The organism is Phycicoccus sp. Soil748, from assembly GCF_001428025.1.
In the GTDB taxonomy this organism is placed as follows: Bacteria; Actinomycetota; Actinomycetes; order Actinomycetales; family Dermatophilaceae; genus Pedococcus.
Map to the genome: position 1 here is coordinate 1 of NZ_LMSC01000009.1, position 23,797 is coordinate 23,797.

The 23,797-nt window shown below is 72.3% G+C and carries 24 protein-coding genes; 1 reads left to right on the forward strand and 23 read right to left on the reverse strand.

Annotation, left to right across the window (positions count from 1 at the left end; translation table 11 throughout):
• Nucleotides 1-186: 186 nt before the first annotated feature.
• The 23 genes from tyrS to infC all read right to left on the reverse strand — a co-directional run bounded on the left by tyrS (nucleotide 187) and on the right by infC (nucleotide 23,042).
• Complete coding sequence (tyrS, locus tag ASG70_RS13960) at nucleotides 187-1,467, reverse strand: tyrosine--tRNA ligase (protein ID WP_056884480.1); 1,281 nt, start codon at nucleotides 1,465-1,467, stop codon at nucleotides 187-189.
• A 64-nt stretch (nucleotides 1,468-1,531) separates the two neighbouring features.
• A complete protein-coding gene (locus ASG70_RS13965) occupies nucleotides 1,532-2,206 on the reverse strand; it encodes a DNA-3-methyladenine glycosylase (RefSeq protein WP_235531509.1) in 675 nt (224 codons plus the stop codon).
• The gene (locus tag ASG70_RS13970; RefSeq protein WP_056884481.1) at nucleotides 2,170-2,922 is read right to left on the reverse strand and encodes a succinate dehydrogenase/fumarate reductase iron-sulfur subunit; all 753 of its coding nucleotides are present in this window, start codon (nucleotides 2,920-2,922) and stop codon (nucleotides 2,170-2,172) included. Before ASG70_RS13970 ends, ASG70_RS13965 begins: the two co-directional genes overlap by 37 nt.
• Nucleotides 2,919-4,886, reverse strand: coding sequence for a fumarate reductase/succinate dehydrogenase flavoprotein subunit (locus ASG70_RS13975; protein ID WP_056884482.1), 1,968 nt, complete (start codon nucleotides 4,884-4,886; stop codon nucleotides 2,919-2,921). The genes ASG70_RS13970 and ASG70_RS13975 overlap by 4 nt, the downstream gene beginning before the upstream one ends.
• A gap of 9 nt (nucleotides 4,887-4,895) precedes the next feature.
• Entirely contained in the window at nucleotides 4,896-5,711 is an 816-nt protein-coding gene (locus tag ASG70_RS13980; RefSeq protein WP_056884483.1) for a hypothetical protein, read from the reverse strand.
• Nucleotide 5,712: 1 nt separating this feature from the next.
• Entirely contained in the window at nucleotides 5,713-6,003 is a 291-nt protein-coding gene (locus tag ASG70_RS13985; RefSeq protein WP_056884484.1) for a hypothetical protein, read from the reverse strand.
• Nucleotides 6,004-6,151: 148 nt separating this feature from the next.
• Nucleotides 6,152-7,621, reverse strand: a complete 1,470-nt coding sequence (gene argH / locus ASG70_RS13990) for an argininosuccinate lyase (protein WP_056884485.1) — start codon at nucleotides 7,619-7,621, stop codon at nucleotides 6,152-6,154.
• A 113-nt stretch (nucleotides 7,622-7,734) separates the two neighbouring features.
• Complete coding sequence (locus tag ASG70_RS13995; protein ID WP_056884486.1) at nucleotides 7,735-8,229, reverse strand: hypothetical protein; 495 nt, start codon at nucleotides 8,227-8,229, stop codon at nucleotides 7,735-7,737.
• Nucleotides 8,226-9,161 carry an ornithine carbamoyltransferase gene (gene argF, locus ASG70_RS14000; RefSeq protein ID WP_056884487.1) on the reverse strand — a complete coding sequence of 312 codons (936 nt, stop codon included), beginning with the start codon at nucleotides 9,159-9,161 and terminating at the stop codon, nucleotides 8,226-8,228. The genes ASG70_RS13995 and argF overlap by 4 nt, the downstream gene beginning before the upstream one ends.
• Entirely contained in the window at nucleotides 9,158-10,360 is a 1,203-nt protein-coding gene (locus ASG70_RS14005; protein WP_056884809.1) for an acetylornithine transaminase, read from the reverse strand. Before ASG70_RS14005 ends, argF begins: the two co-directional genes overlap by 4 nt.
• 2 nt (nucleotides 10,361-10,362) lie before the next feature.
• On the reverse strand, nucleotides 10,363-11,319 hold the full coding sequence (argB, locus tag ASG70_RS14010; RefSeq protein ID WP_056884488.1) for an acetylglutamate kinase: 957 nt from the start codon (nucleotides 11,317-11,319) through the stop codon (nucleotides 10,363-10,365).
• Nucleotides 11,320-11,327: 8 nt separating this feature from the next.
• Nucleotides 11,328-12,479 (reverse strand): bifunctional glutamate N-acetyltransferase/amino-acid acetyltransferase ArgJ, encoded by a 1,152-nt coding sequence (argJ, locus tag ASG70_RS14015; protein WP_056884489.1) that lies wholly within the window; start codon nucleotides 12,477-12,479, stop codon nucleotides 11,328-11,330.
• A complete protein-coding gene (locus ASG70_RS14020) occupies nucleotides 12,476-12,886 on the reverse strand; it encodes an ACT domain-containing protein (protein WP_235531510.1) in 411 nt (136 codons plus the stop codon). Before ASG70_RS14020 ends, argJ begins: the two co-directional genes overlap by 4 nt.
• Nucleotides 12,883-13,926 carry an N-acetyl-gamma-glutamyl-phosphate reductase gene (gene argC, locus ASG70_RS14025; protein WP_056884490.1) on the reverse strand — a complete coding sequence of 348 codons (1,044 nt, stop codon included), beginning with the start codon at nucleotides 13,924-13,926 and terminating at the stop codon, nucleotides 12,883-12,885. The genes ASG70_RS14020 and argC overlap by 4 nt, the downstream gene beginning before the upstream one ends.
• Before the next feature lie 87 nt (nucleotides 13,927-14,013).
• Nucleotides 14,014-14,859, reverse strand: coding sequence for a class I SAM-dependent methyltransferase (locus ASG70_RS14030; RefSeq protein WP_056884491.1), 846 nt, complete (start codon nucleotides 14,857-14,859; stop codon nucleotides 14,014-14,016).
• 91 nt (nucleotides 14,860-14,950) lie between these two features.
• Nucleotides 14,951-15,667 carry an SDR family oxidoreductase gene (locus ASG70_RS14035; RefSeq protein WP_369818918.1) on the reverse strand — a complete coding sequence of 239 codons (717 nt, stop codon included), beginning with the start codon at nucleotides 15,665-15,667 and terminating at the stop codon, nucleotides 14,951-14,953.
• A 35-nt stretch (nucleotides 15,668-15,702) separates the two neighbouring features.
• Nucleotides 15,703-18,258 carry a phenylalanine--tRNA ligase subunit beta gene (gene pheT / locus ASG70_RS14040; protein WP_056884493.1) on the reverse strand — a complete coding sequence of 852 codons (2,556 nt, stop codon included), beginning with the start codon at nucleotides 18,256-18,258 and terminating at the stop codon, nucleotides 15,703-15,705.
• Complete coding sequence (gene pheS, locus ASG70_RS14045) at nucleotides 18,258-19,352, reverse strand: phenylalanine--tRNA ligase subunit alpha (RefSeq protein WP_056884494.1); 1,095 nt, start codon at nucleotides 19,350-19,352, stop codon at nucleotides 18,258-18,260. The genes pheT and pheS overlap by 1 nt, the downstream gene beginning before the upstream one ends.
• 255 nt (nucleotides 19,353-19,607) lie before the next feature.
• Nucleotides 19,608-20,726, reverse strand: coding sequence for an ATP-binding protein (locus tag ASG70_RS14050; RefSeq protein WP_056884495.1), 1,119 nt, complete (start codon nucleotides 20,724-20,726; stop codon nucleotides 19,608-19,610).
• A gap of 10 nt (nucleotides 20,727-20,736) precedes the next feature.
• Complete coding sequence (locus ASG70_RS14055) at nucleotides 20,737-21,546, reverse strand: RNA methyltransferase (RefSeq protein WP_056884496.1); 810 nt, start codon at nucleotides 21,544-21,546, stop codon at nucleotides 20,737-20,739.
• A 35-nt stretch (nucleotides 21,547-21,581) separates the two neighbouring features.
• Nucleotides 21,582-21,962, reverse strand: coding sequence for a 50S ribosomal protein L20 (gene rplT, locus ASG70_RS14060; protein WP_056884497.1), 381 nt, complete (start codon nucleotides 21,960-21,962; stop codon nucleotides 21,582-21,584).
• Nucleotides 21,963-22,040: 78 nt separating this feature from the next.
• Entirely contained in the window at nucleotides 22,041-22,235 is a 195-nt protein-coding gene (gene rpmI, locus ASG70_RS14065; RefSeq protein ID WP_056884498.1) for a 50S ribosomal protein L35, read from the reverse strand.
• A 117-nt stretch (nucleotides 22,236-22,352) separates the two neighbouring features.
• Entirely contained in the window at nucleotides 22,353-23,042 is a 690-nt protein-coding gene (gene infC, locus ASG70_RS14070; RefSeq protein ID WP_082590903.1) for a translation initiation factor IF-3, read from the reverse strand.
• A gap of 388 nt (nucleotides 23,043-23,430) precedes the next feature.
• Here infC and ASG70_RS14075 point away from each other — a divergent pair, with 388 nt between their 5' ends.
• Entirely contained in the window at nucleotides 23,431-23,760 is a 330-nt protein-coding gene (locus ASG70_RS14075; RefSeq protein ID WP_235531536.1) for a DUF1844 domain-containing protein, read from the forward strand.
• The last annotated feature ends 37 nt before the right edge of the window (nucleotides 23,761-23,797 follow it).

Here is a 23,797-nt window from a genome sequence, read left to right on the forward strand (position 1 = left end):
GGAAAGCCCCCACGCTCTTGCTGTGCGGCGCACCGAAGCGCGCCGGAGAAGAACTGTACTGCATGTGGGGTTCAGCCCCGGGACCGGCCTTCTTCGCGGTGGTGACCGCGGTGGTGTCCGTTCCTCCCTGTCGGGCTGACGTCGAGAACATTAGACGGGACTCGACGCGAAAGACAAATCCGCAGGTCAGCGGGCTGCGGCCTCTTCAGCCACCCTGCGCCCGGCCGCCAGGGACTTGCGCCCACGCCGCAGCAGGGCGACCGACCCGTGCAGGAAGTCGTCCTCCTCGAGCACCCGCTCGGGGTCGGACAGCTTGACGTTGTTGAGCGAGGCCCCGCCGTCGCCGATCGCCCGGCGCGCGGCGTTGCGGGAGTCGACCAGGCCGACGGCGACGAGCGCATCGGTCACCGACATCCCGACGGACACCGCTCCCCCGGGCAGCTCCCCGGTGGCGTCGCCGAGGGTGCGGGCGTCCAGCGCGGTGACGTCACCCTTGCCGAACAGGGCCTCGGACGCCGCCTGGACCGCGGCCGTCGCCTCGGCACCGTGCACGAGCGTCGTCACGTCGGCGGCCAGCGCCTTCTGTGCCTCACGCAGGAACGGCTTCTCCTCCAGCGACTGCTCGAGCCGGGCGATGTCGTCGGCGCTGCGATCGGTGAAGACCTTGAGCAGCTTGACGACGGAGGCGTCCTCGACGTTGATCCAGTACTGGTACCAGGCGTACGGGCTGGTCATCTCGGCGTTGAGCCAGATGGCGTTGCCCTCGCTCTTGCCGAACTTGGTGCCCGACGCGTCGGTGATGAGCGGGGTCGTCAGCAGGTGCACCGACCTCCCCTCCACCCGGTGGATCAGGTCGGAACCGGCGGTGAGGTTGCCCCACTGGTCCTGCCCACCGGTCTGCAGCGTGCAGCCGTAGTCGCGGTAGAGCTGTAGGTAGTCCAGGCCTTGGAGGATCTGGTAGCTGAACTCGGTGTAGGAGATGCCCTCGTCGCTGTTCAGCCGCGCGGCGACAGCGTCCTTCTTGACCATCTGGTTGACCCGGAAGTGCTTGCCGATGTCGCGCAGGAAGTCCAGCGCCGACATCGGCGCCGTCCAGTCGAGGTTGTTGACCATGATGGCGGCGTTGTCGCCCTCGAAGTCGAGGAAGGGACGCACCTGCTCCTGGATGCCGGCGACCCACTGGGCCGTCTGCTCCTTGGTCTTCAGGACCCGCTCCGAGGACGGGCGCGGGTCGCCGATCAGTCCCGTGGAGCCACCCACGAGGCAGATGATGCGGTGGCCCGCTCGTTGCAGGTGCCGCATGACGACCAGCTGCACGAGGTTGCCGAAGTGCAGCGACGGAGCCGTGGGGTCGAAGCCGCAATACGCCGTGATCGGCCCGTCGGCGAGTGCCTGGCGCAGCGCGGACTCGTCGGTGGTCTGCGCCACCAGCCCTCGCCACTGCAGCTCGTCGAGGATGTCGCTCACGGTGTGGGTTCTCCTTGTCCGGTCGTCGTGCCTCGCGGGACCGCGCGCACGGGCACAGCCTGCCCTATGACGGTCCGCGCCGTGGACGGGGTTTCGCGGGCCGGTACACCGAGACGGTGGGCTCGTCGGCGAGCCAGAACCTCCACGGGTGCGCCAGGGCGTCGCCTCCGGCCCCTGCGACACCGACCCGCGGGCCGGTGTGCACCTCACCGGTCCCGGCTCCCGCCGCGGGGGCGTGGAACGCCACGACCGACCCTGGCACGCAGGCGTCGGCACCGGTGAGCGCGCCGTCGACGCCCAGCGTCGTGGCGAGCCGAGCCGGCCCGCGCGCCCAGTCGCGGCGGCGTACCCCCTCACGCCGCGCAGCGGCGACGTCCTCCCCCTCGACCACCTCGCCGGCCCGCAGCAGGACCGCGCTGGCGCTGCCCTCGGTGCCGCACACGACGTTGGCGCACCAGTGCATGCCGTAGGTGAAGTAGACGTAGAGGTGACCCGCGGGACCGAACATCACCTCGGTGCGCGGGGTGGGGCCGCGGAAGGCGTGCGACCCGGGGTCGGCCTGCCCCGCGTACGCCTCCACCTCGGTGAGCCGGATGCGCACACCGGCGTGGGAGACCGTGGCACCGAGCAGCTCCCGGGCGACGGTGAGGACGTCGCGGGCGAAGAACGACCGCGGCAGCCGTTCGCCGCGCAGGACCTCGCTCAGTCCTTGCGCCGGCGGATCTTGGAGCCGAGCCACACCACGGGATCGTAGTGACGGTCCACGACGCGCTCCTTCAGGGGGATCAGGGCGTTGTCGGTGATCTTGATGTGCTCGGGGCAGACCTCGGTGCAGCACTTGGTGATGTTGCAGTAGCCGAGGCCGTGCTGCTCACGCGCGGCCGGCCGCCGGTCAGCGGTGTCGAGCGGGTGCATGTCGAGCTCGGCGACCCGCATGAGGAACCGGGGCCCGGCGAAGGCCTGCTTGTTGTCCTCGTGGTCGCGCACCACGTGGCAGACGTCCTGGCACAGGAAGCACTCGATGCACTTGCGGAACTCCTGGCTGCGCTGCACGTCGACCTGCTGCATCCGGTAGTCGCCGGGCTGCAGGTCCTCCGGCGGCGTGAACGCCTGCACCTCACGGGCCTTCTGGTAGTTGAAGGACACGTCGGTGACAAGGTCGCGCTGCACGGGGAACGTGCGCAGCGGCGTCACCGTGATGGTCTGGCTCTCCTCGAAGGTGCTCATCCGCGTCATGCACAGCAGGCGCGGCCGACCGTTGACCTCGGCGCTGCACGAGCCGCACTTGCCCGCCTTGCAGTTCCACCGGACCGCGAGGTCGGGGGCCTGCGTGGCCTGGAGCCGGTGGATGATGTCGAGGACGACCTCCCCCTCGTTGACCTCGACGGTGTAGTCCTGCAGGCCACCGCCGTCGGCGTCGCCACGCCACACCTTGAACCTCGCGTCGTAGCTCATGCCCCGCTCCCGTCGTCGCTCTGCTGCGCTGCACCCGGACCGTCGCGGCGGGCCAGCTCGCCCTCGGTGAGGTACTTGGCCAGCTCGGTGCGCTCGAAGAGCTCGAGCAGGTCCTGCCGGATCTCCGGCACCGGCTGGTGCCGCAGGGCGATCCCCCCGTCGCCCTCGAGGGTGCACACGAGGTTGACGCCACGCCACTTCGGGTCCATGCCCGGGAAGTCCTCGCGGGTGTGGCCGCCACGGGACTCGGTCCGCTCCAGGGCCGCCATCGCCACGCAGCGGCAGACGGCCAGCATGTTGCGCAGGTCGAGCGCGAGGTGCCACCCGGGGTTGAACGCGCGTCCCCCTTGCACACCAACGTTCTTCGCCCGCTCGTCCAGCTCGTCGAGCACCTCGAGGGCCTCGCGGACCTCGCCCTCCCGGCGGATGATCCCGACGAGGTCGTTCATCTTCTGCTGCATCTCGCTGTGCAGCGCGTACGGGTTCTCGTCCGCCTCGCGGTAGGGCGCCAGCGCCGTCTCCAGCGCGGCCAGGACGTCGGCCTCACTCGTCGACGGACGCGAGCCACCAAGCCCCGCAACGTATTCCGCGGCGCCAAGTCCCGCGCGTCGACCGAACACCAGCAGGTCCGACAGGCTGTTGCCACCCAGGCGGTTGGAGCCGTGCATGCCACCAGCCACCTCGCCCGCGGCGTAGAGCCCGGGCACCGCCGTGGCCGCCGTGTCGGCGTCGACCTCCACGCCACCCATGACGTAGTGGCACGTGGGCCCCACCTCCATCGGCTCGGCCGTGATGTCGACGTCGGCGAGCTCCTTGAACTGGTGGTGCATCGAGGGCAGCCGGCGGATGATCTCCTCGGCCGGCAGCCGCGTCGAGACGTCGAGGAAGACACCGCCGTGGGGTGATCCGCGGCCCTCCTTCACCTCGCTGTTGATCGCCCGGGCGACCTCGTCCCGGGGCAGCAGCTCGGGCGGTCGCTTGTTGTTCTCCGGGTCCTCGTACCAGCGGTCGGCCTCCTCCTCGGAGTCGGCGTACTGGCCCCGGAACACGTCGGGGACGTAGTCGAACATGAAGCGCTTGCCGTCGGAGTTGCGCAGCACTCCCCCGTCGCCACGCACCGACTCGGTGACGAGGATCCCCTTGACCGACGGGGGCCAGACCATGCCGGTGGGGTGGAACTGGATGAACTCCATGTTGATCAGGGCCGCGCCGGCGCGAAGGGCCAGGGCGTGGCCGTCGCCGGTGTACTCCCAGGAGTTGCTGGTGACCTTGAAGGACTTGCCGATCCCCCCGGTGGCCAGGACGATCGCCGGCGCCGAGAAGTGGACGAACCGTCCCGTCTCGCGCCAGTAGCCGACGGCGCCCGACACCGCGCCCGAGGCGTCCTTGAGGATGTCGGTGACGGTGAGCTCGGCGAACACCCGCAGGCGGGACTCGTAGTCGCCGGTCTCGCGGCGGTCCTGCTGCTGCAGGCTGACGATCTTCTGCTGCAGGGTGCGGATCAGCTCCAGGCCGGTGCGGTCGCCGACGTGGGCCAGCCGCGGGTACTCGTGGCCGCCGAAGTTGCGCTGGCTGATGCGGCCGTCCTTGGTGCGGTCGAACAGCGCACCGTAGGTCTCGAGCTCCCACACCCGCTGCGGCGCCTCCTTGGCGTGCAGCTCGGCCATGCGCGGGTTGTTGAGGAACTTGCCGCCGCGCAGGGTGTCGCGGAAGTGGACCTGCCAGCTGTCCTTGGCGTTGGCGTTGCCCATCGACGCGGCGATGCCGCCCTCGGCCATGACCGTGTGCGCCTTGCCGAACAGGCTCTTGCAGATGACGGCGGTGCGCAGCCCCTGCTCGCGCGCCTCGATCGCCGCCCGCAGGCCGGCCCCACCCGCACCGATGACGATCACGTCGTACTCGTGCCGCTCGGGGCTCTCGGCGTCGAGGCCCTCGCGGCCCTGTGGACGTTCGGCGTCGGTCACACGCGCTCCCTAGTTGATGATCCGCAGGTCGGAGATCGTCCCGGCGGAGACCAGGGCGATGTAGGCGTCGGTGACGACGAGGCTGCCGAGGGTCACCCACGCGAACGTCATGTGCCGGGCGTTCAGCCTGCCCACCAGGCCCCACGCCTTGTAGCGCAGCGGGTGCTTGCTGAAGTGGTTGAGCCGGCCCCCGACGATGTTGCGGCAGGAGTGGCACCCGAGCGTGTAGCACCAGAGGAGGACGACGTTGGCGAGCAGGATCAGCGTGCCGAGGCCGAGTCCGAAACCGCCGTCCTTGCCCCGGAAGGCGTGCAACACGTCGTAGGTGTTGATGAGGCTGATGAGCACCGCGGCGTAGAAGAAGTAGCGGTGGAGGTTCTGCATGATGAGCGGGAAGCGCGTCTCACCGGAGTAGTCGCGGTGCGCCTCCGGGACCGCGCAGGCCGGCGGGCTCATCCAGAACGAGCGGTAGTAGGCCTTGCGGTAGTAGTAGCACGTCAGCCGGAACAGCAGCAGGAACGGCAGCGTCAGGGCCGCGAACGGGATCAGCGCCGGCCACTCACCGAACGGCGTCCCGAAGTGGGCGGACCCGGGCTCGCACGACGTGGACAGGCACGGCGAGTAGAAGGGCGTGAGGTAGCCGTAGTCGGCGACGAAGTAGTCCTTCTGGAGGCTGGCGCGGACCAGGCCGTAGAGCAGCCACGCGCTGAAGCAGACGAAGGTGAGGAAGGGCTGCAGCCACCACCGGTCCTCACGGAGCGTGCGTGCAGCGATCCTGGCCCGGCCGGGGGCGTGGACGCCTCCGCTGAAGGGGGCGTTCGACACCTCAGCGGCCCCGGGACGGACCGACGCCCTCGTCCTCGGCGTCCGACCAGAGCGCCGGGTCGTAGTCCTCGTCGGGGATGAACACGATCTCGCCGGGGCCCCCGGCGCGGTCCTGGGAGCCGACACCGGCACCCCGGGCCACGAGGTCGACGTCGTCGGCGAGGCGGACGACGTCGTCGCGCAGCCGTTGGAGGTCGAGGGTGTTGCCGAGCTCCTTGGTGAGCGCGGTCACCGCCCGTCGGAGTCCGGCCACGTGACCCGCAGCTGCTGTGAGGTCGTCGCTGACACCCATGGCACCGTCCTTGTCGCGGAGGTCGAGGCGGGTCGACTGTGACCCACGTCACCGAACCTAGCGCGAAGGCAGCCCGAATTCGTGGCACTCCGCCGAACGCGTTTCTGGGGACCGCTGCTTCGGCCGGCTGTTTCGGCCGACCGCTCGGTCAGCGGACCGCGATGGGCGCCGCCGCCCAGGCGCGGGCCGAGGCGACCGCCTCGCGCACCCGCCCCAGCTGCTCGGCGACCCGGGCCGGTGCCGTGCCGCCCTTGGCGTCCCGTGAGGCGAGGGAACCCTCGACGCTGAGCACGTCGCGGACGCCGGGGGTCAGGTGCTCCGAGATGGCGGAAAGGTCCGCGTCCGTGAGGTCCCAGAGCTCGATACCCCGCTCCTCGCACTCGCGCACGCAGGCGCCGGCCACCTCGTGGGCGACGCGGAAAGGCACCCCCTCGCGCACGAGCCACTCGGCGACGTCGGTCGCGAGCGAGAACCCCTGCGGCGCCAGGGAGGCCAGCCGCTCGGTGTCGAACTCCATGGTCTCGACCATCCCGCTGAAGGCGGGCAGCAGGAGCTCGAGGGTGTCGACGGCGTCGAAGACCGGCTCCTTGTCCTCCTGGAGGTCGCGGTTGTAGGCCAGCGGCAGCGCCTTGAGCGTGGTCAGCAGACCCGCGAGGTCACCCACCAGCCGGCCGGCCTTGCCGCGCGCGAGCTCGGCCACGTCGGGGTTCTTCTTCTGCGGCATGATGCTCGACCCCGTGGAGTAGGCGTCGTCGAGCCTGACGAAGGAGAACTCCTTGGTCGCCCAGAGCACGACCTCCTCGGCCAGCCGGGAGACGTCGACCGCGGTCATCGCGGCGACGAAGGCCAGCTCGGCCACGAAGTCCCGCGACGCCGTGCCGTCGATCGAGTTCTCCACCGACGTCGTGAAGCCGAGGTCGGAGGCGACCGCCTCGGGGTCCAGGCCCAACGAGGAGCCAGCGAGCGCGCCCGAACCGTAGGGCGAGACCGCAGCCCGGACGTCCCAGTCCTTCAGGCGCTGGACGTCGCGCAGCAGCGCCCAGGCGTGGGCGAGCAGGTGGTGGCCGAGCAGGACGGGCTGGGCGTGCTGGAGGTGGGTGCGTCCGGGCATCGCGACCCCTTCGTGGCGTGCCGCCTGCGACACCAGGGCGTCGACGACGTCGAGCACCAGCGCCGCGACCACGCGGGCGTGGTCGCGCAGGTACATGCGGAAGAGCGTGGCGACCTGGTCGTTGCGGGACCGCCCGGCGCGCAGGCGGCCTCCCACGTCGGCCCCGGCACGCTCGATCAGGCCCCGCTCCAGGGCGGTGTGCACGTCCTCGTCGTCCTCGCCCGGCGCGAAGGCACCGGACTCGACGTCCGCGAGGAGCTGCGCCAGCCCCTCGAGCATCTCCGCGAGCGTGGCCTCATCGAGCAGGCCGGCTGCGTGCAGCACCCGGGCGTGGGCGCGCGAGCCCGCGATGTCGTACGGCGCGAGCCTCCAGTCGAAGTGCGTGGACCGGCTCAGCGCCGCGAGCGCGTCCGCCGGCCCCCCGGCGAAGCGACCGCCCCACAGGCTGACCCGGGACTCGGACGGCGTCGTGCCGGGGTCGGGGGTGTGCTCGGTGACGGGGCTCACGGGTGCTCCTGGGTGGTGTGGCGGGAGGGGCGGGGTGGTGTCCTGCTGGGCGGCTGCTGGGGGGGCGGCCGCCGGTGTACGGGGTGGTGCGACGCGGGGGCGGGCGTCCCGCGTCAGTCGCTGGCGAGCGCCAACAGGGTCGCCGCGGTGCTCCTGCTCGCCGGCGCACCGGTGGTGATCACCATGATGGTGTCGTCGCCGGCGATGGTGCCGAGCACCCCCGGCAGGGTGGTGTGGTCGAGCGCCGAGGCGAGGAAGCTCGCCGCCCCGGGGGGCGTGCGCAGGACCACGAGGTTGTGCGACGGCTCGGCCGTCACGAGCAGCTCCTCGCACACCCGTCGCAGCCGGGCACTCACCTCACCGCCGTCGGGGGCCGGGCGCGCGGTGCGGTCGCCGCCCTCTCCCGGCACGGCGTACACGAGCGCGCGCCCCGACCGCACCTTGACGGCGCCGAGGTCGAGCAGGTCGCGCGAGAGCGTGGCCTGGGTGACCTCGATGCCGTCCTGGGCGAGGAGGCCGAGCAGGTCGCCCTGCGAACGCACCTCGTGGCGGCCGAGCAGCTCGACGATGCGGCGCTGGCGACCGGTGCGGGTGGCGGCGATGGTCACGCGGGCCCCTCGAGGAGGAAGGACAGCAGGGCCTTCTGGGCGTGCAGCCGGTTCTCGGCCTCGTCCCAGACCACCGACTGCGGCCCGTCGATCACCGCGGAGACCACCTCGAAGCCCCGGTAGGCCGGGAGGCAGTGCAGGAACAGCGCGTCGGCGTCGGCGCCGGCCATCAGCTCCTCGGTCACGGCATAGGGGACGAAGGGGCTGTCGGCGCCCTGCCGGTCGCCCTTCTGCTCCTCCATGCCCATCGAGACCCAGGTGTCCGTGACGACCGCGTCGGCGCCGGCCACGGCCTGCGCCGCGTCGGCGTGCACGGTGGCCGACCCGCCCTGCTCGGCGGCGATCTCCTGCGCCCTGGCGAGGATCGCGGCGTCGGGCTGGTGGCTCGGCGGCGTGCCGATGCGCACGTGCATGCCGGCCAGGGCGCAGCCCAGCAGGTAGGAGTGCGCCATGTTGTTGGCCCCGTCGCCGACGTAGGCGAGCGTCAGGCCCTTTAGGCTGCCCTTGTGCTCGAGGACGGTGAGCAGGTCGGCGAGGATCTGGCAGGGGTGGAACTCGTCGGTGAGGGCGTTGACGACGGGGACACCGGCGTACCGGGCCATCTCCTCGATGCGGTCCTGGCCGTGGGTGCGCCACACGATCGCGGCCGACTGCGGGCCGAGGACGCGGGCGACGTCGGCGATGGACTCCCGGGTGCCGATCTGGGCCAGGTTGCCGTCGACGACCAGCGGCAGGCCGCCGAGCTGGCTGATGGCGCCGGCGAACGACACCTGCGTGCGCAGGGTGGGCTTGTCGAAGACCACCGAGACGGTCCGGGGACCCTCCAGGGGGCGGCGGGAGAACGGCGCCGCCTTGAGCTCCAGCGCGCGCTGCAGGACCAGGGCCTGCTCCTCGGCGGTCAGGTCGTCGTCGCGCAGGAAGTGGCGGGTCACGGGTTCTCCTCCGGGGCGGTGGCGGCGTCGAGCAGGGCAGGCAGGGCGGCGACGAACGTGTCGAGCTGGTCGAGGGTGACGACGAGCGGCGGGGCGAGCCGCAGCGCGTCGGGCGCGACGGGATTGACGATGAACCCCGCGTCACGGGCGGCGGCAGCGAGTTGGGCGGCCACGGGCGCGGTGAAGGTGATCGCGCGGAGCAGCCCACGGCCTCGCACCCCGGCGACGAGCGGGTGGCCCAGCGCCGTCACGGCCTCGACGAGGTGCTCCCCTGCCCGCGCGGCATGGCTGAGCAGCCCCTCCGCCTCGACGGTGTCGATGACGGCGAGCCCGGCCGCGGCCGCGAGCGGGTTGCCCCCGAAGGTGGAGCCGTGCTGGCCGGCGGTGAGCAGTCCGGAGACCGCGGGTCCGAACGTCACGAGCGCCCCGATCGGCACACCCCCGCCGAGCCCCTTGGCCACCGTGATGGCATCGGGCACCACGCCCGCCTGCTGGAACGCGAACCACGTGCCGGTGCGCCCGATACCCGTCTGGATCTCGTCCAGGACCAGCAGGGCACCCGCCGCCGAGGTGAGCTCCCGGGCCAGGCGCAGGTAGGCAGCGCCAGCGTCGAGCACGCCCGCCTCGCCCTGGACGGGCTCGAGGACGACAGCACCGGTGTCCGGTCCCACGGCAGCGCGCAGGGCCTCCTCGTCGCCGTACGGGACGTGGGAGACGCCGGGCATGAGCGGGGCGAACGGCTCGCGGTAGGCCGCCTTGTGGGTGAGGGCCAGCGCCCCAGTGGTGCGCCCGTGGAAGGCGCCCTCCGCAGCGACGATGCCCGGACGGCCGGTGCGCCGGCTCAGCTTGATGGCGGCCTCGATGGCCTCGGCGCCCGAGTTGGCGAAGAAGACCCGGGAGCCCTCGGGGGCCTCGGCGATGCCGAGGAGCCGCTCGGCCAGGGCGATCTGGGCCGGTGAGGTGAACAGGTTGGAGATGTGGATGGCCTCGCCGGCCTGCTTGCTGACGGCACTGACCAGGGCCGGGTGGCCGTGGCCCAGGGCGTTGACGGCGATGCCGCCCACCAGGTCGAGGTAGCGGCGCCCGTCGACGTCCCAGACCCAGCAGCCCTCGCCGTGGGACAGCACCAGCGGTGGGCGGCCGAAGACGCCCAGGACCGAGTTCTCGTAGCGGGCGAGGAGCTCGTCGTTGTGGGTCACGGTCACTGGCCGCCTTCCGTCTCGCTGGGGTTGGGCTCGTCGGGGACGACCATGGTGCCGATGCCCTCGGAGGTGAAGACCTCCAGGAGCAGCGAGTGCGGCTGCCGGCCGTCGATGACGTGCGCCTGTGGCACGCCCTGGTCGACGGCGCGGATGCACGCCTCGAGCTTGGGGATCATGCCGGCGTCGACGCGGTCGAGCAGGTCCCGGGCCTCGCTGACGGGTAGCGACGACAGCAGCGAGTCCGGGTCGGGCCACGCGGCGTAGATGCCCTCGACGTCGGTGAGCATGACGAGCTTGTGCGCGCCCAGGGCCACCGCGAGTGCAGCAGCCGCGGTGTCGGCGTTGATGTTGAGCACCTGGCCGTCGACGTCGAGGTCCGGTGCGACGGTGGAGACCACGGGGATGCGCCCGGCGTCGAGGATGTCCTGGACCGCGCCGGGGTCGACCGTGACGACGTCGCCCACGAGCCCGAGGTCGACGTCCTCGCCGTCGACGACCGTGCCACGGCGTCGGGCGCCGAACAGCCCGGCGTCCTCTCCTGACAGCCCTACGGCGACGGGGCCGTGCTGGTTGAGGAGGCCGACGAGCTCACGACCGACCTGGCCGGTGAGCACCATGCGGACGACGTCCATCACCTCCGGGGTCGTCACCCGCAGCCCGGAGACGAACTCGCTGCGTAGCCCGAGGCGGTCGAGCATCGACGCGATCTGGGGGCCGCCGCCGTGGACCACGACGGGGCGCAGGCCGGCGTAGCGCAGGAACGCCACGTCCTGGGCGAACGCGGCCTTCAGGGTGTCGTCGACCATGGCGTTGCCGCCGTACTTGACGACGACCAGGGCCCCGCGGAACCGCTCGAGCCACGGCAGGGCCTCGACCAGGGTCTGCGCCTTGCCCTGGGCGACGCGCAGGGCCGCGGCGCCGATGTGGCCGCGGATGGTGCTCGGGGACGGGGGCATGGCTTCCTTCAGCTCGAGTAGGCCGAGTTCTCGTGGACGTAGTCGTGGGTGAGGTCGTTGGTCCAGATGGTCGCGGCCTCGGTGCCCGCGTGCAGGTCGACGACGACGTGCACCTCGCGGGACGTGAGGTCGACCAGCGACCGGTCCTCGCCCACTCCCCCGGACCGGCACACCTGCACACCGTTCATGGAGACGTCCAGGGCGTGGGGGTCGAACTGCGCCGACGTCGTGCCGACCGCTGCGAGGACGCGGCCCCAGTTGGGGTCGTTGCCGAACACCGCGCACTTGAACAGGTTGTTGCGCGCGACCGCGCGGGCCACCTCGAGGGCGTCGGCCTCGCTGGCGGCGCCGATCACCTCGATGGCGATGTCGTGGTGGGCGCCCTCGGCGTCGGCGACGAGCTGTCGCGCCAGGTCGGCACAGACCTGCGTCACCGCGGCAGCCAGCTCGTCCGGGCCAGGGGCGACGCCCGAGGCGCCGGAGGCGAGCAGGAGGACGGTGTCGTTGGTCGACTGGCACCCGTCGGAGTCGACCCGGTCGAAGGTCGTCGCCGTGGCCTCCCGCAGGACGCCGTCGAGGACGCCCTCGCCGACCACCGCGTCGGTGGTGACGACCACGAGCATCGTGGCCAGCGCCGGTGCGAGCATGCCCGCGCCCTTGGCCATGCCGCCGACGGTCCAGCCGTCGCGGTGGGCCACGGCCTGCTTGTGGACCGTGTCGGTGGTGCGTATGGCGACCGCAGCCGCCTCCCCGCCGTCGGGGCCCAGCGCGCCGGCGGCGGCGTCGACGCCGGCCAGGACCTTGTCCATGGGCAACAGCTCGCCGATGAGGCCGGTGGAGCAGACGGCGACGTCGTGGGACGCCACACCCAGGACTTCGGCGACGCGCTCGGCGGTGGCATGGGTGTCGGCGAAGCCCTGGGGCCCGGTGCAGGCGTTGGCGCCCCCGGAGTTGAGGACGACCGCGTCGACCCGGCCGTCGAGGCAGGCCTGGCGCGACCACGTCACGGGCGCGGCCTCGACGCGGTTGCTCGTGAAGACGGCGGCAGCGCGGTGGTCCGGCCCGTCGTTGACGACCAGGGCCAGGTCTGGCGCGCCGGTGCTCTTGAGCCCGGCGGCCACCCCGGCGGCGCGGAACCCCTTGGCCGCGGTGACGCTCATGACGCACCTCCGGTCAGCCGCGCCGGGGCGACGGTGTTGCCGCCCCGCCGCCAGGTGTCGGCCGCGTCGTCGGCGCGCTCGCTGTCGACGAGGATCCAGTCGGTGTCGTAGGTCGACAGCGCCAGGATGCTGATCCCCTTGCGCGCCAACGGTTCCAGCAACCCGGAGAGCACACCCACCATGGTGAAGTCGAGCGGCCCGGCGATCTCGAACGCCGTGAGCGGGCCCTGGCGGCGCACACCGTCGGGCAGCGTGTCGAAGGCGGCGACGAGCGAGGTCTCGCTGTCGGTGTAGGTGATGGAGGCCAGGGGGCCGGTGCGCCAGTCCCACGTCGGCTCCTCCCCTGCCGGCAGGCGCACGAACGCGACGTCCTGGTCGTGCCTCATCAGGTGCAGCGGCAGGCTCACGGCGCCACCCCCGCCACGGGCAGGCCGGTCGTCTCGGGCAGCCCCAGCACGAGGTTCATGCACTGCACCGCCGCGCCCGCCGTGCCCTTGGTGAGGTTGTCGACCGCGGCCACGACCACGACCCTGCCGACGCGCTCGTCGACGGTGACCTGGAGGTGCACGAGGTTGCTGCCGAGGACGCTGCCCGTGGACGGCCACGTCCCCAGCGGCAGCAGGTGGACGAACGGCTCGTCGGCATACGCGTCCTCCCAGGCCGCGCGGACGGCGGTGGGGTCCACGCCCTCCGCGAGCGGCGCGGTACAGGTCGCGAGGATGCCCCGGGGCATCGGCGCGAGCGTCGGGGTGAAGGACACCGCGACCGGCTCCCCCGCGGCGGCGGTGAGGTTCTGCTCGATCTCGGGGGTGTGCCGGTGGGTGCCGCCGACGCCGTACGGCGACATGGCACCCATGACCTCCGCCCCGAGCAGGTGGGGCTTGAGCGCCTTGCCCGCCCCGGAGGTGCCGGAGGCGGCGACGACGACCACGCCGTCCCTGCCGAGCAGGCCGGCCGCGAAGCCGGGGGCCAGGGCGAGGGACACGGCGGTCGGGTAGCAGCCGGGCACCGCGACCCTGGTCTGGCCCTGGATCGCCGTGCGCTGCCGGCCGCCGCCACCGACGGGCAGCTCGGGCAGGCCGTAGGCCCAGGTGCCGGCGTGGGGGGTGTCGTAGAAGGCCTCCCAGGCGGTCGCGTCACGCAGCCGGAAGTCCGCGCCGCAGTCGACGACCACGACCTGGTCGTCGAGCTCGGCGACCAGCGCGCCCGAGTGGCCGTGGGGCAGGGCGAGGAACACGACGTCGTGCCCGGCCAGGGTCTGCGGCGTCGTCTCCTCGAGCACGCGCGACCCCAGCGTGGTCAGGTGCGGGTGCACTGCGCCGAGCAGCTGTCCGGCGCTCGAGGCCGCGGTGACGGCACCGATCTCGACGTTCGGGTGGGCCAGGAGCAGCCGGAGGACCTCCCCGCCCGCGTAGCCACTCGCACCCGCCACTGCCACTCGCACCATGACGCATGACTATACACGGCATGACAAAAGTATTCAGCGGGGGGCGCGCGACCCCGCGACGCCCGCGGCGTCCGCGGCGTCCGCGGCTCAGCCCGGGTCGAGGTGACGGGCGGCCCAGCGCCGGCCACGCCGTACGAACCGCTTGACCTGGGGCCCGAGCGCCGAGGCCTGCCCCGCCTGCGCCGCTCGGGCGCGCCGGGCCGCCTCCGCGTCGGTGAGCCGGACGAACTGGGCCATCTTCTGGTGCGCGGGGTGCCCCCACTCGCCGATGTAGCGGTACTCCCAGGGACCGAACGACGCAGCCCACGCGAGGTCGTCGCGGTAGTACCAGAAGACGTTCTTCTCCGTGAAGAACGGCTTGCCCTTCTTGGACGGGATGATCGTGTCCACGGGGGTCGTGGCGGGACGCTCGAAGAAGGTCGCGTAGAACGACCCACCGGGCCGGACCACCTTGGCGGTCCGGTGCAGGCAGAGCCTGATGTGGTTGAGCGAGACGTGCGTGAAGACCGACTGGGCCATGGCGACGTCGACGAGCACCCCGAAGTCGCCGTCGAAGCGGTCGTTGGCGCGCAGGTTCGTCACGGGCAGGCGGTCGCGCTGGGCGTCCGAGAGCTCGACGTCGTAGCCGGCCTGGATGAGGGAGCGGTTGGCGTCGATGCCGTAGTAGTGGCCCGGCTCCAGGTAGTCGACGAAGTGCCGCCCGGCCCGGAACGGCCCGCACCCGATGTCCAGCACCCGGTGGTGCGGCTGGAGCCCACGCCCCACCTGGTAGTCCAGCTGGCGCTGGCCGTGGCTGTCCCAGACTCCTCCGATGAAGTCCCGGTGCGCCCCTGCCTCGACCTCCTCAGGGCTGAACTCACGTCCCGAGTAGTCAGGCTGCTCCCCGGCAGCCTCCACCCGGTGCTCCACCGTCGGTCGCGTCGTCCCCGTCATCGTGTCCCCTCCCCTTGGTCCGGCCACGGTAGCGGTTGCCCACCGCCGAGGTACACCATCGCCCGGTCCTCTCGGTGGAGGCGCGCGTCATCTACCCGAGGGGGTCGTCGTCGCCCCACGGCATCAGCGTGATGGTGCGGTCCACGTCGTCCAGGCCGCCCGCGGCCCGGTCGTGCAGCGAGGCGGGCGTGTCCACACCGGCGCGCACCATACGACCCGCCCAGACGTCGAGCTCGCCGGAGGCCAGTGCCAGAGCCAACGCGGTCACCTCACCCGGGTCGGTCCACTCGGTGCGGTCCTCGTGCGCGGTCATCGCCTCGGTCATGTCGGTCCTGACCACCCCGGGGGCGAGGTCGAAGGCCAGGACGCCGCGCCCCTCGCCGGCGAGCTGCGTGGAACCGGTGACGCGGGCGAGCGCCGTCTTGCTCGCGTTGTAGGCCGACGCGACGGCACCCGGACGGACGCCGGCGCCGCTGTTGAGGTTGAGCACGCGGCCCGAGCCGGCGGCGAGCATGTGCGGCAGCACGGCCCGGGTCACGAGGAACGGACCGAGGACGTTGACCTCCATGGTGCGCCACCACTCGTCGGGGTCGGCCTCGTGGATGGGGACCTCGGTGTCGATCACACCGGCGTTGTTGACGAGGACGTCGACGCGGCCGCGGCGGTCCACCACGTCGGCCACCCATCGGTCGACGGCGGCGCGGTCGGTCACGTCGGCGACCGCGCTGGAGCCGCGCTCGACGACGTACCCGGCCTGCTCGAACGCGTCGGCCAGGTGCCTGCCGATGCCGCGCGAGGCCCCAGTCACGACTGCAACGGGGCGCGCCTCTGCCGGACCTGCGCTCACCGCTGCACCGCGCCGGTCTGCTCGGCCGCGGCGGCGACCGCCGCGTCGCGCAGGGCGCTGACCTCGTCGGTGGTCAGCGTGCGGTCCGGGGCGCGGAAGGTCAGGCGGTAGGCCAGCGACTTGCGCCCGTCCCCGACCTGCTCGCCGCGGTAGACGTCGAACAGGTGCACCGACTCCAGGCCCTCCCCCGCTCCTGCGCGCAGGGCGGCCTCGACACGGCCGGCGGGAACCTGTTCGTCGACGACCAGCGCCACGTCGGTGTGGGCGGCGGGGTAGGTGGACAGCTCGTCCGCCTGGCGGGGCGTCCCGGTCGCGGCGATGAGCACGTCGACGTCGACCTCGGCAGCGACGCTGCGCGCGGGGAGGTCGAGTGCCGCGGTGACCTTCGGGTGCAGCTCGCCCGCGTGCCCGACCACCGTGCCGTCGGGCAGGGAGATGCTCGCGCAGCGGCCCGGGTGCCACGGCGAGCGGTCGGCCGCCTGCACCTCGAGGTCGAGCCCGAGCGCGGTGCCGAGGGTGAGGACCCATGCCACCGCGTCGGAGGCGTCGTACGGCCGCGCCGGCCCCCACGGACCTGCCACGGAGGCGTCTCCCGCCGCGGCCATCGCCACGTGGCGCGGCTGGGCGGGCACCGCCTCGCGGATGCGGTCGAGCGTGGCGTCGTCGGGCCGGACCTCGATGCCGGGCACCGGAGCCACCGCGGCGTCCTCACGACCAACGGTGACCAGGCCGACCTCGTACACGGCGACGTCCCGGTGACCGCGGGCGACGTTGCGGCGCAAGGCGTCCTGCAGGGTGTCGAGCACCGAGGTGCGCATCAGCGGCGCCTCCTCGGACAGGGGGTTCACCAGGGCCTCGGCGCGCCGGCGCGAGTCGTCGGGGGCGTAACCGAGGCGGTCGAACAGGTCGCGGGCGACGAAGGGGTAGGTGAGCACCTCGACCAGTCCCTGGTGGGCCAGGGTCGTCGCGATGACTCGACGCACCCGCTGCCCGTGGGTCAGGCCGTGGCCGTCCTTGGGCTGGGGCAGCACCGAGGGGATCTGGTCGTACCCCCGGACACGGGCGACCTCCTCCACGAGGTCCGGGCCGTCGGCCAGGTCCGGGCGCCACGACGGCGGCTGCACGGTCACGACGTCGTCACCAGCGTCACCGGCGTCACCGGCGTCGTCCTGCACCACGCACCCGATGGCGCGCAGCGTGGACAGCACCTCCTCGCGCGGGTAGTCGAGGCCGACGTAGCGCGTCGGCAGGGCGGTGTCGAAGGCGATCGCCGCAGGAGTCCGCGGCTCGCCGACGTCGGTGGCCCCCGGGTCAGCGGTGCCGCCACCGTGCTCGACGAGCAGGTCGACGGCCAGCTGGGCGGCGGCCGCGGCCACGGCCGGGTCGACGCCGCGCTCGAAGCGCTTGGAGGCCTCGGTCACCAGGCGGTGCCGGCGCGACGACCGCGCGATCGAGATCGGGTCGAAGTGTGCCGCCTCGATGAGGACGTCGGTCGTGGCGGACGTGACCTCCGAGGCCTCGCCCCCCATCACGCCCGCGATCGCCAGAGGGGTGTCGGAGCCGTCGACGATGAGCAGGTCCTCGGGGTCGAGCGCCCTCGCCACGTCATCGAGGGTCGTGAGCTTCTCCCCCACTCGGGCGCGGCGGGTGCCCACGGCGCCCGACAGCGTCTGCAGGTCGAACGCGTGCAGCGGCTGGCCGAGCAGCATCATGACGTAGTTGGTCACGTCGACGGCCAGCGAGATCGGGCGCATGCCCACCTGGGTGAGGCGCTTGCGCATCCACTGCGGTGTCGCCGCGCCCACGTCCACCCCGCGCACGACGCGGGCGACGTATCGGTCGCACCCGACGACGCCCTCGACCGGCGCGTCGTCGGTGAGGTGGACCGGGTACCCCGTGCCATCACCCTCGGCGACGCGCAGGTCGGCCGGATCGCGGTAGGCGGCACCGGTCGACAGGGCGTACTCGCGGGCGATGCCGCGCAGTGAGAAGCAGTACCCACGGTCGGGCGTGACGTTGACCTCGACGACCTCGTCGGCCAGGCCGAGCAGGGCGATGGCGTCGTCGCCGGGCTGGAGCGACGCAGCGGCGTCGGCGCCCAGGAGCTCGGTGAGCAGGATGATGCCGTCGTGGTCGTCGCCGAGGCCGAGCTCGCGGGCCGAGCAGATCATGCCGTTGGAGACGTGGCCGTAGGTCTTGCGCGCCGAGATCTCGAACCCGCCGGGCAGCACGCCACCCGGGAGCACACAGACCACCAGGTCACCGGCGGAGAAGTTGTGGGCGCCGCAGACGATCTCCTGGGCCTTGCCCTCGGTGACCCGCTGGCCGTGGTCGCCCACGTCGACGGTGCACCAGTTGACGGTCTTGCCGTTCTTCTGCGGCTCGGGCTCGACGGTCAGGACGCGGCCGACGACGATGGGGCCGCTGATGTCGCCACCGCTCAGGCCCTCCTCCTCGAGGCCGACCTTGACGAGCGCTGCGGCGATGTCGGCACCGGTGGCGTCGGCGGGCACGTCGGCCAGCTCGCGTAGCCAGGACACGGGCGCGTGCATCAGATCTCCATTCCGAACTGGCGGGAGAAGCGGACGTCTCCCTCGACGATGTCGTGCATGTCCCCCACCCCGTGGCGCAGCATCAGCGATCGCTCGATGCCGAGGCCGAAGGCGAACCCCGAGTAGCGCTGCGGGTCGACGCCCGCGGCGCGCAGCACGCGCTGGTTGACCATGCCGCAGCCGCCGAGCTCGATCCAGCCGGTGCCGCCGCAGGTGCGGCACGACGCGTCGGCGCCACCGCACACCCAGCACTGGCAGTCGATCTCGGCGCTGGGCTCGGTGAAGGGGAAGTAGTTGGGGCGCAGCCGGGTGACGATGCCGTCGCCGAAGAGCCGCTGGACGAACGCGTCGAGCGCGCCCTTGAGGTGGGCCATGGTGATGCCCTCGTCGACGACCAGGCCCTCGAACTGGTGGAACACCGGCGTGTGCGTGGCGTCGAGGTCGTCGGTGCGGAACACCTTGCCCGGGCACAGGATGTAGATGGGCGGCTCGCGGTCGAGCATGGTGCGCACCTGAACGGGCGAGGTGTGGGTGCGCAGCACCAGCCCGGAGCCGGCGGGGGCGACGAAGAAGGTGTCGGCCTCACCACGGGCCGGGTGGTCCGGCGAGAGGTTGAGCGCGTCGAAGTTGAGCCACTCCGACTCGACCTCCGGGCCCTCGGCGATCTCCCAGCCCATGGCCACGAAGATGTCCTCGATCCGCTCGGAGACCAGGCTGATCGGGTGCCGCGCACCGAGCGGGCGACGCGGGGTGCGGACGGTCAGGTCGACCGTCTCCTCCACGAGGATGCGCGCGTCCCGCTCCGCCTCGAGCTCGACCTGGCGGCCGGCCAGCGCCTGCCCGACCCGGCCCCGGGCCTGCCCGACGCGCTTGCCGGCCTCGGCCTTGGCGCTCGGCGGGAGGGCGCCGATCTCCCGGTTGGCGAGGGCCAGGGGGCTCTTCTCGCCCTGGTGCGCGAGGCGAGCGGCCTTGAGGGCCTCGAGCGAGTCGGCGGCGGCGATCGCCGCCAGCGCATCGGTCACGGCCTGCTCGACGGCCGCGGGGTCCAGTGCGGCGACCTCGACCGGGTCGTACTGCGTGTTGGGTCCAGACATGCCTTTTCCTCTGTCGACACGGGTCGCAGGAGCGGACCTGCGGTGCGTGCTCTCGGCGCCCGGAACGGGCCCACCGAGTCTAGGGGCGTGCGGCGGCGCCGCACGGTCGGGGTTCAGCCTCCGGCGAGCGGGAACACCCTCAGCGCAGCAGTGCGACCGCGGCCGGAGGCGCGGTAAATCGCAGGTGGGCGAGGAGCATCCACCCAGACTGGCCGCTGTCCTGCCAGTCACGCAACCCGGTTCCGAGCACTCGACTCAGGCGAGGTAGTCCGGAGGCTCCGAGGGCAGGGTCAGGCGGAACTGGGCGCCGCCGCTGGGCTCGGCGGACTCGACCCGCACCTGGCCTCCGTGCGCCTCGACCAGGCCCTTGACGACGTAGAGCCCGAGCCCGGTGCTGCCGCGGCCCGAGCCGTGCCAGAACCGGCTGAACACGAGGTCGCGGTGGTCGGGGGTGATGCCCTTGCCCTCGTCGCTCACCACGAGGTCGACTCCGGTGGTGCGGTGGCCGCGGGCGGCGAGCCCCTCCTGCGAGTCGCCCTCGGACGGCAGTGCCGCGAGCGTGGTGACGCCGTCGCCGTGGCGGAAGGCGTTCTCGATGAGGTTGGACAGGATCTGGTCGAGCCGGTCGGGGTCGGCCCACACCTCGGGCAGGTCCTCGGGCACCTCGACCCGGAAGCGCTCCCGGTCCTGCCCGCTGGCGACCGCCCGCTCGACGTGGCGGCCGAACACCGCGGCCACGTCGATCGGCTGCGGGCGGATCTGCAGGCGCCCCGCGTCGATGCGCGACACGTCGAGCAGCTCGGTGATGAGGCGGGTGACCCGGTCGGCGTCGGCCTCGATCGTCTCGATCATCAGCCGCTTCTGGTCGTCGGTGAACCGGTCCCACCGGCGCAGCAGGGTCGAGGAGAAGCCCTTGACGGAGGTCAGCGGGGACCGCAGCTCGTGGGCCACGGTGGAGATGAGCGCCGCGTGGTCGGCCTCGAGCCGGCGTCGTGCCTCGGCGTCGCGGACCATGATGAGCACCCGGTTGACCGGCTGGTTGCGCGCGGGACGCAGGTACTTGGCGGTGACCAGCACCTCGCGGCCGCCCTCGAGCATGAGGAACTTCTCCCGGTGCCCGGTGCGGATGTTGATCCCGGACCAGGGGTCGGTGGCCTCCCACCAGTCCGTGCCGTCGCTGTCACGCAGGATGAGCGCCTCGCGGATGTCGCGGCCGAGCAGGTCGCGTCGACGCATGCCGAGCACCTGGGTCGCGCGCCGGTTGAGGAAGCTGACGGTGGCGTCTGCCTCGGCCGCGACGAGCCCGTCCGGGAGCAGCTCACTGGCCTGGGCTGCCCGTTCGGGGTCGAGGATGGAGCCGGGCCGGTAGTCCATGGCGCGAACCCTAGCCCCTCTGGGCTGCCGCGGACGCGTAGAGGCAGACCGTGGCGGCCATGGCGAGGTTGAGCGACTCGGCCTTGCCGTGGATCGGCACCCGGACGACCTCGTCGCAGCGTGCGCGGACGGACTCCTCCAGACCCCACGCCTCGTTGCCCATCACCCACGCGTGCGACGGAGCGAGGTCGACGTCGGGGAGCAGGACGGTGCCGGCACCGTCTGCGGCGAGGACGCGGATGCCCGCCTCGCGCAGCCGGTCGATGGTGGCCTCGACGGGCAGCCCGGTCACCACCGGCAGGTGGAAGAGCGACCCGGCCGTGGAGCGCACGACCTTGGGCGAGAGCACGTCCACGGAGGCGTCGCTGACGAGTACGGCGTCGGCCCCCGCGGCGTCCGCGCCGCGGATGACGGTGCCCGCGTTGCCGGGGTCCCGCACGTTGGTCAGCAGGACCAGCAGCCGCGGCGACCCGGAGAGGACGTCGTCGAGCGAGCCGCCGGGCACCCGGCACACCGCAGCGAGGCCTTGGGGAGTCGGCGTCTCGCTCATCGCGGCGAGGACCTCGTCGGAGACCTCGTGGACGTAGAGGTCGGCAGCGCGTGCCGCCTCGACGACCTCGGCATACCGCGCCGCGGCGTCGGCTGTGAGGTAGAGGTCCAGGACCAGCTCGGGCCGGTGGCGGACGACCTCCCGCACCGACTGGGGTCCCTCGACGAGGAAGCGGCCGGCCTTCTCACGCACCGAGCGCCGGGACAGGGCCCGGACCGCCTTGACCCTGTCCGACCGGGGGTTGGTCAGGGGTGAGGACGGCGGGGCCATGTCCCGGCGCTCGAGTGGTGCGGTGACGCGCTGGATCAGGCGCTGGCGGTCTCGGCCACGGCCGGGACGTTCGCGCGCGCGATCTCGACGAGCGCGGCGAAGGCAGCCTCGTCGTTGACGGCCAGCTCGGCCAGCATGCGGCGGTCGACCTCGATCTCCGCGGCCTTGAGGCCCTGGATGAAGCGGTTGTAGGTCATGCCGTTGGCGCGGGCGCCGGCGTTGATGCGCTGGATCCAGAGGCGACGGAAGTCACCCTTCTTGGCGCGACGGTCCCGGTAGGCATAGCCGAGGCTGTGGGTGACCTGCTCCTTGGCCTTGCGGTAGAGCCGCGAACGCTGCCCGCGGTAACCGCTGGCGCGCTCGAGGACGACCCGGCGCTTCTTCTGGGCGTTGACTGCCCGCTTCACGCGTGCCACGTGAGTTCTCCTTGCTGTCTATCTGCTTGCGAGGCTTCGTGCTGAGCCCGGCCAAACAATGGGGTGGATGGGCTCGGCTCAGCGGCCGAGGAGCTTCTTGACCTTCTTGGAGTCCGGCTTGGACACCTCGACGTCGTTCGCGATCGAGCGGGTGTAGCGCGAGGACTTGTGCTCGAGCAGGTGGCGGCCGTTGGCCTGCTCGCGCATGACCTTGCCCTTGCCCGTGATCCGGAAGCGCTTCTTGGCACCGGAGTGCGTCTTCATCTTCGGCATGGCTGCCGATCTCCTTGCTGTTGACGTGGCCGGGGGTGGTGCGGCCGGGGTGGTGTAGCCGGGTGGAACGTGACCAGCTGGTGGGGCCAGTGGTCGGAACTACGTGGTGGGGGCGGCCTACTCGGCCGTCGTCGCCTCGGGGACAGCGGTCGCGTCGGCGGCCGGTGTCGCCTCCGGCGTCTCGGCGACCGGTGCGGCCTCCGGTGCCTCGGCGGGTGTCTCAGGGGCATCGGCGGCCTGGGCGGCGTGGCCCGAGTCGGAGGTCCGTGCGCGGCGCTGCTCTGCCATCGCCTCGGACTTCTTCTTCGTGGGGGCCAGGACCATGATCATGTTGCGGCCGTCCTGCTTGGGCGCGGACTCGACCGTGCCCAGCTCCAGCACGTCCTCGGCGAGGCGCTGCAGGAGGCGGAAGCCCAGCTCGGGGCGCGACTGCTCGCGTCCGCGGAACATGATCGTCACCTTGACCTTGTCGCCGCCCTTGAGGAAGCGCTCGACGTGGCCCTTCTTGGTGCCGTAGTCGTGCGGGTCGATCTTCGGGCGGAGCTTGATCTCCTTGATGACCGTGTTGACCTGGTTCTTGCGCGCTTCGCGCGCCTTCAGTGCGGCTTCGTACTTGAACTTGCCGAAGTCCATGAGCTTGGCGACTGGAGGCTTGGCCATCGGGGCGACCTCGACGAGGTCGAGGTCTGCCTCGGCGGCGAGCCGCAGCGCGTCCTCGACGCGCACGATGCCGACCTGCTCTCCGTTGGGGCCAACCAACCGCACTTCCGGAACCCGGATGCGGTCGTTGATGCGAGGCTCGCTGATGGTGCTGCTCCTTCGGTCAGGGAAACGTCCGACCGCACCCAACGAGAAGAGGCTCCTCGCCGCTGTCGCGCGAGAAGCCTCACCAGTTCCGTCACGGGACCCCGAGGGACCGTATGCTGCGGAGCTCACGCCCGCGGCCTACGCCTCGGTGACCCGGGGGACCCGGCGACCGAAGTGGTCGACGCGGGTGGAAGCAGGTGCTGCTTCTCTTGCACACCGTGGCCCTGTCGTGGCCGCCGCGGAACCTTCCCAAGGCGACCCCGTGCGTGGTCACGGCCGGTCGATCTGCAAGGCTACCAGCGTGAGCACGGAATCTCCCAATCCCCACCCGACCGACCCCGACGCGGCACCCGGGTCCCCCGCCGGTCCCGGTGACTCCGGCGCCGCCCTGGCCCAGCAGACGCGCGACATCTCCGAGGTGCCGGCCGTCGAGGTCATCACCACCGCGGCGATCCACCTCATGAGCGCCGCAGCCGTCAAGTGCGGGCTGGCCGAGGGACCGGACGCTGCCGAGCACCTCGACCTCGACGAGGCCCGTCGCCTCATCAACGCCCTCGCCGGCCTGATCACCGCCTCGGCGCCCGACCTCGGCAGCCAGCACGCCGCTCCCCTGCGGGACGGCCTCAAGTCGCTGCAGCTGGCGTTCCGCGAGGCGTCGGTCATCCCCGACTCGCCCGGACAGGGCCCCGGCGAGAAGCTCACCGGCTCCGTCGTCTGAGCCGCCGGGCTGGGCCACTCGTCGCACTCGACTGCCC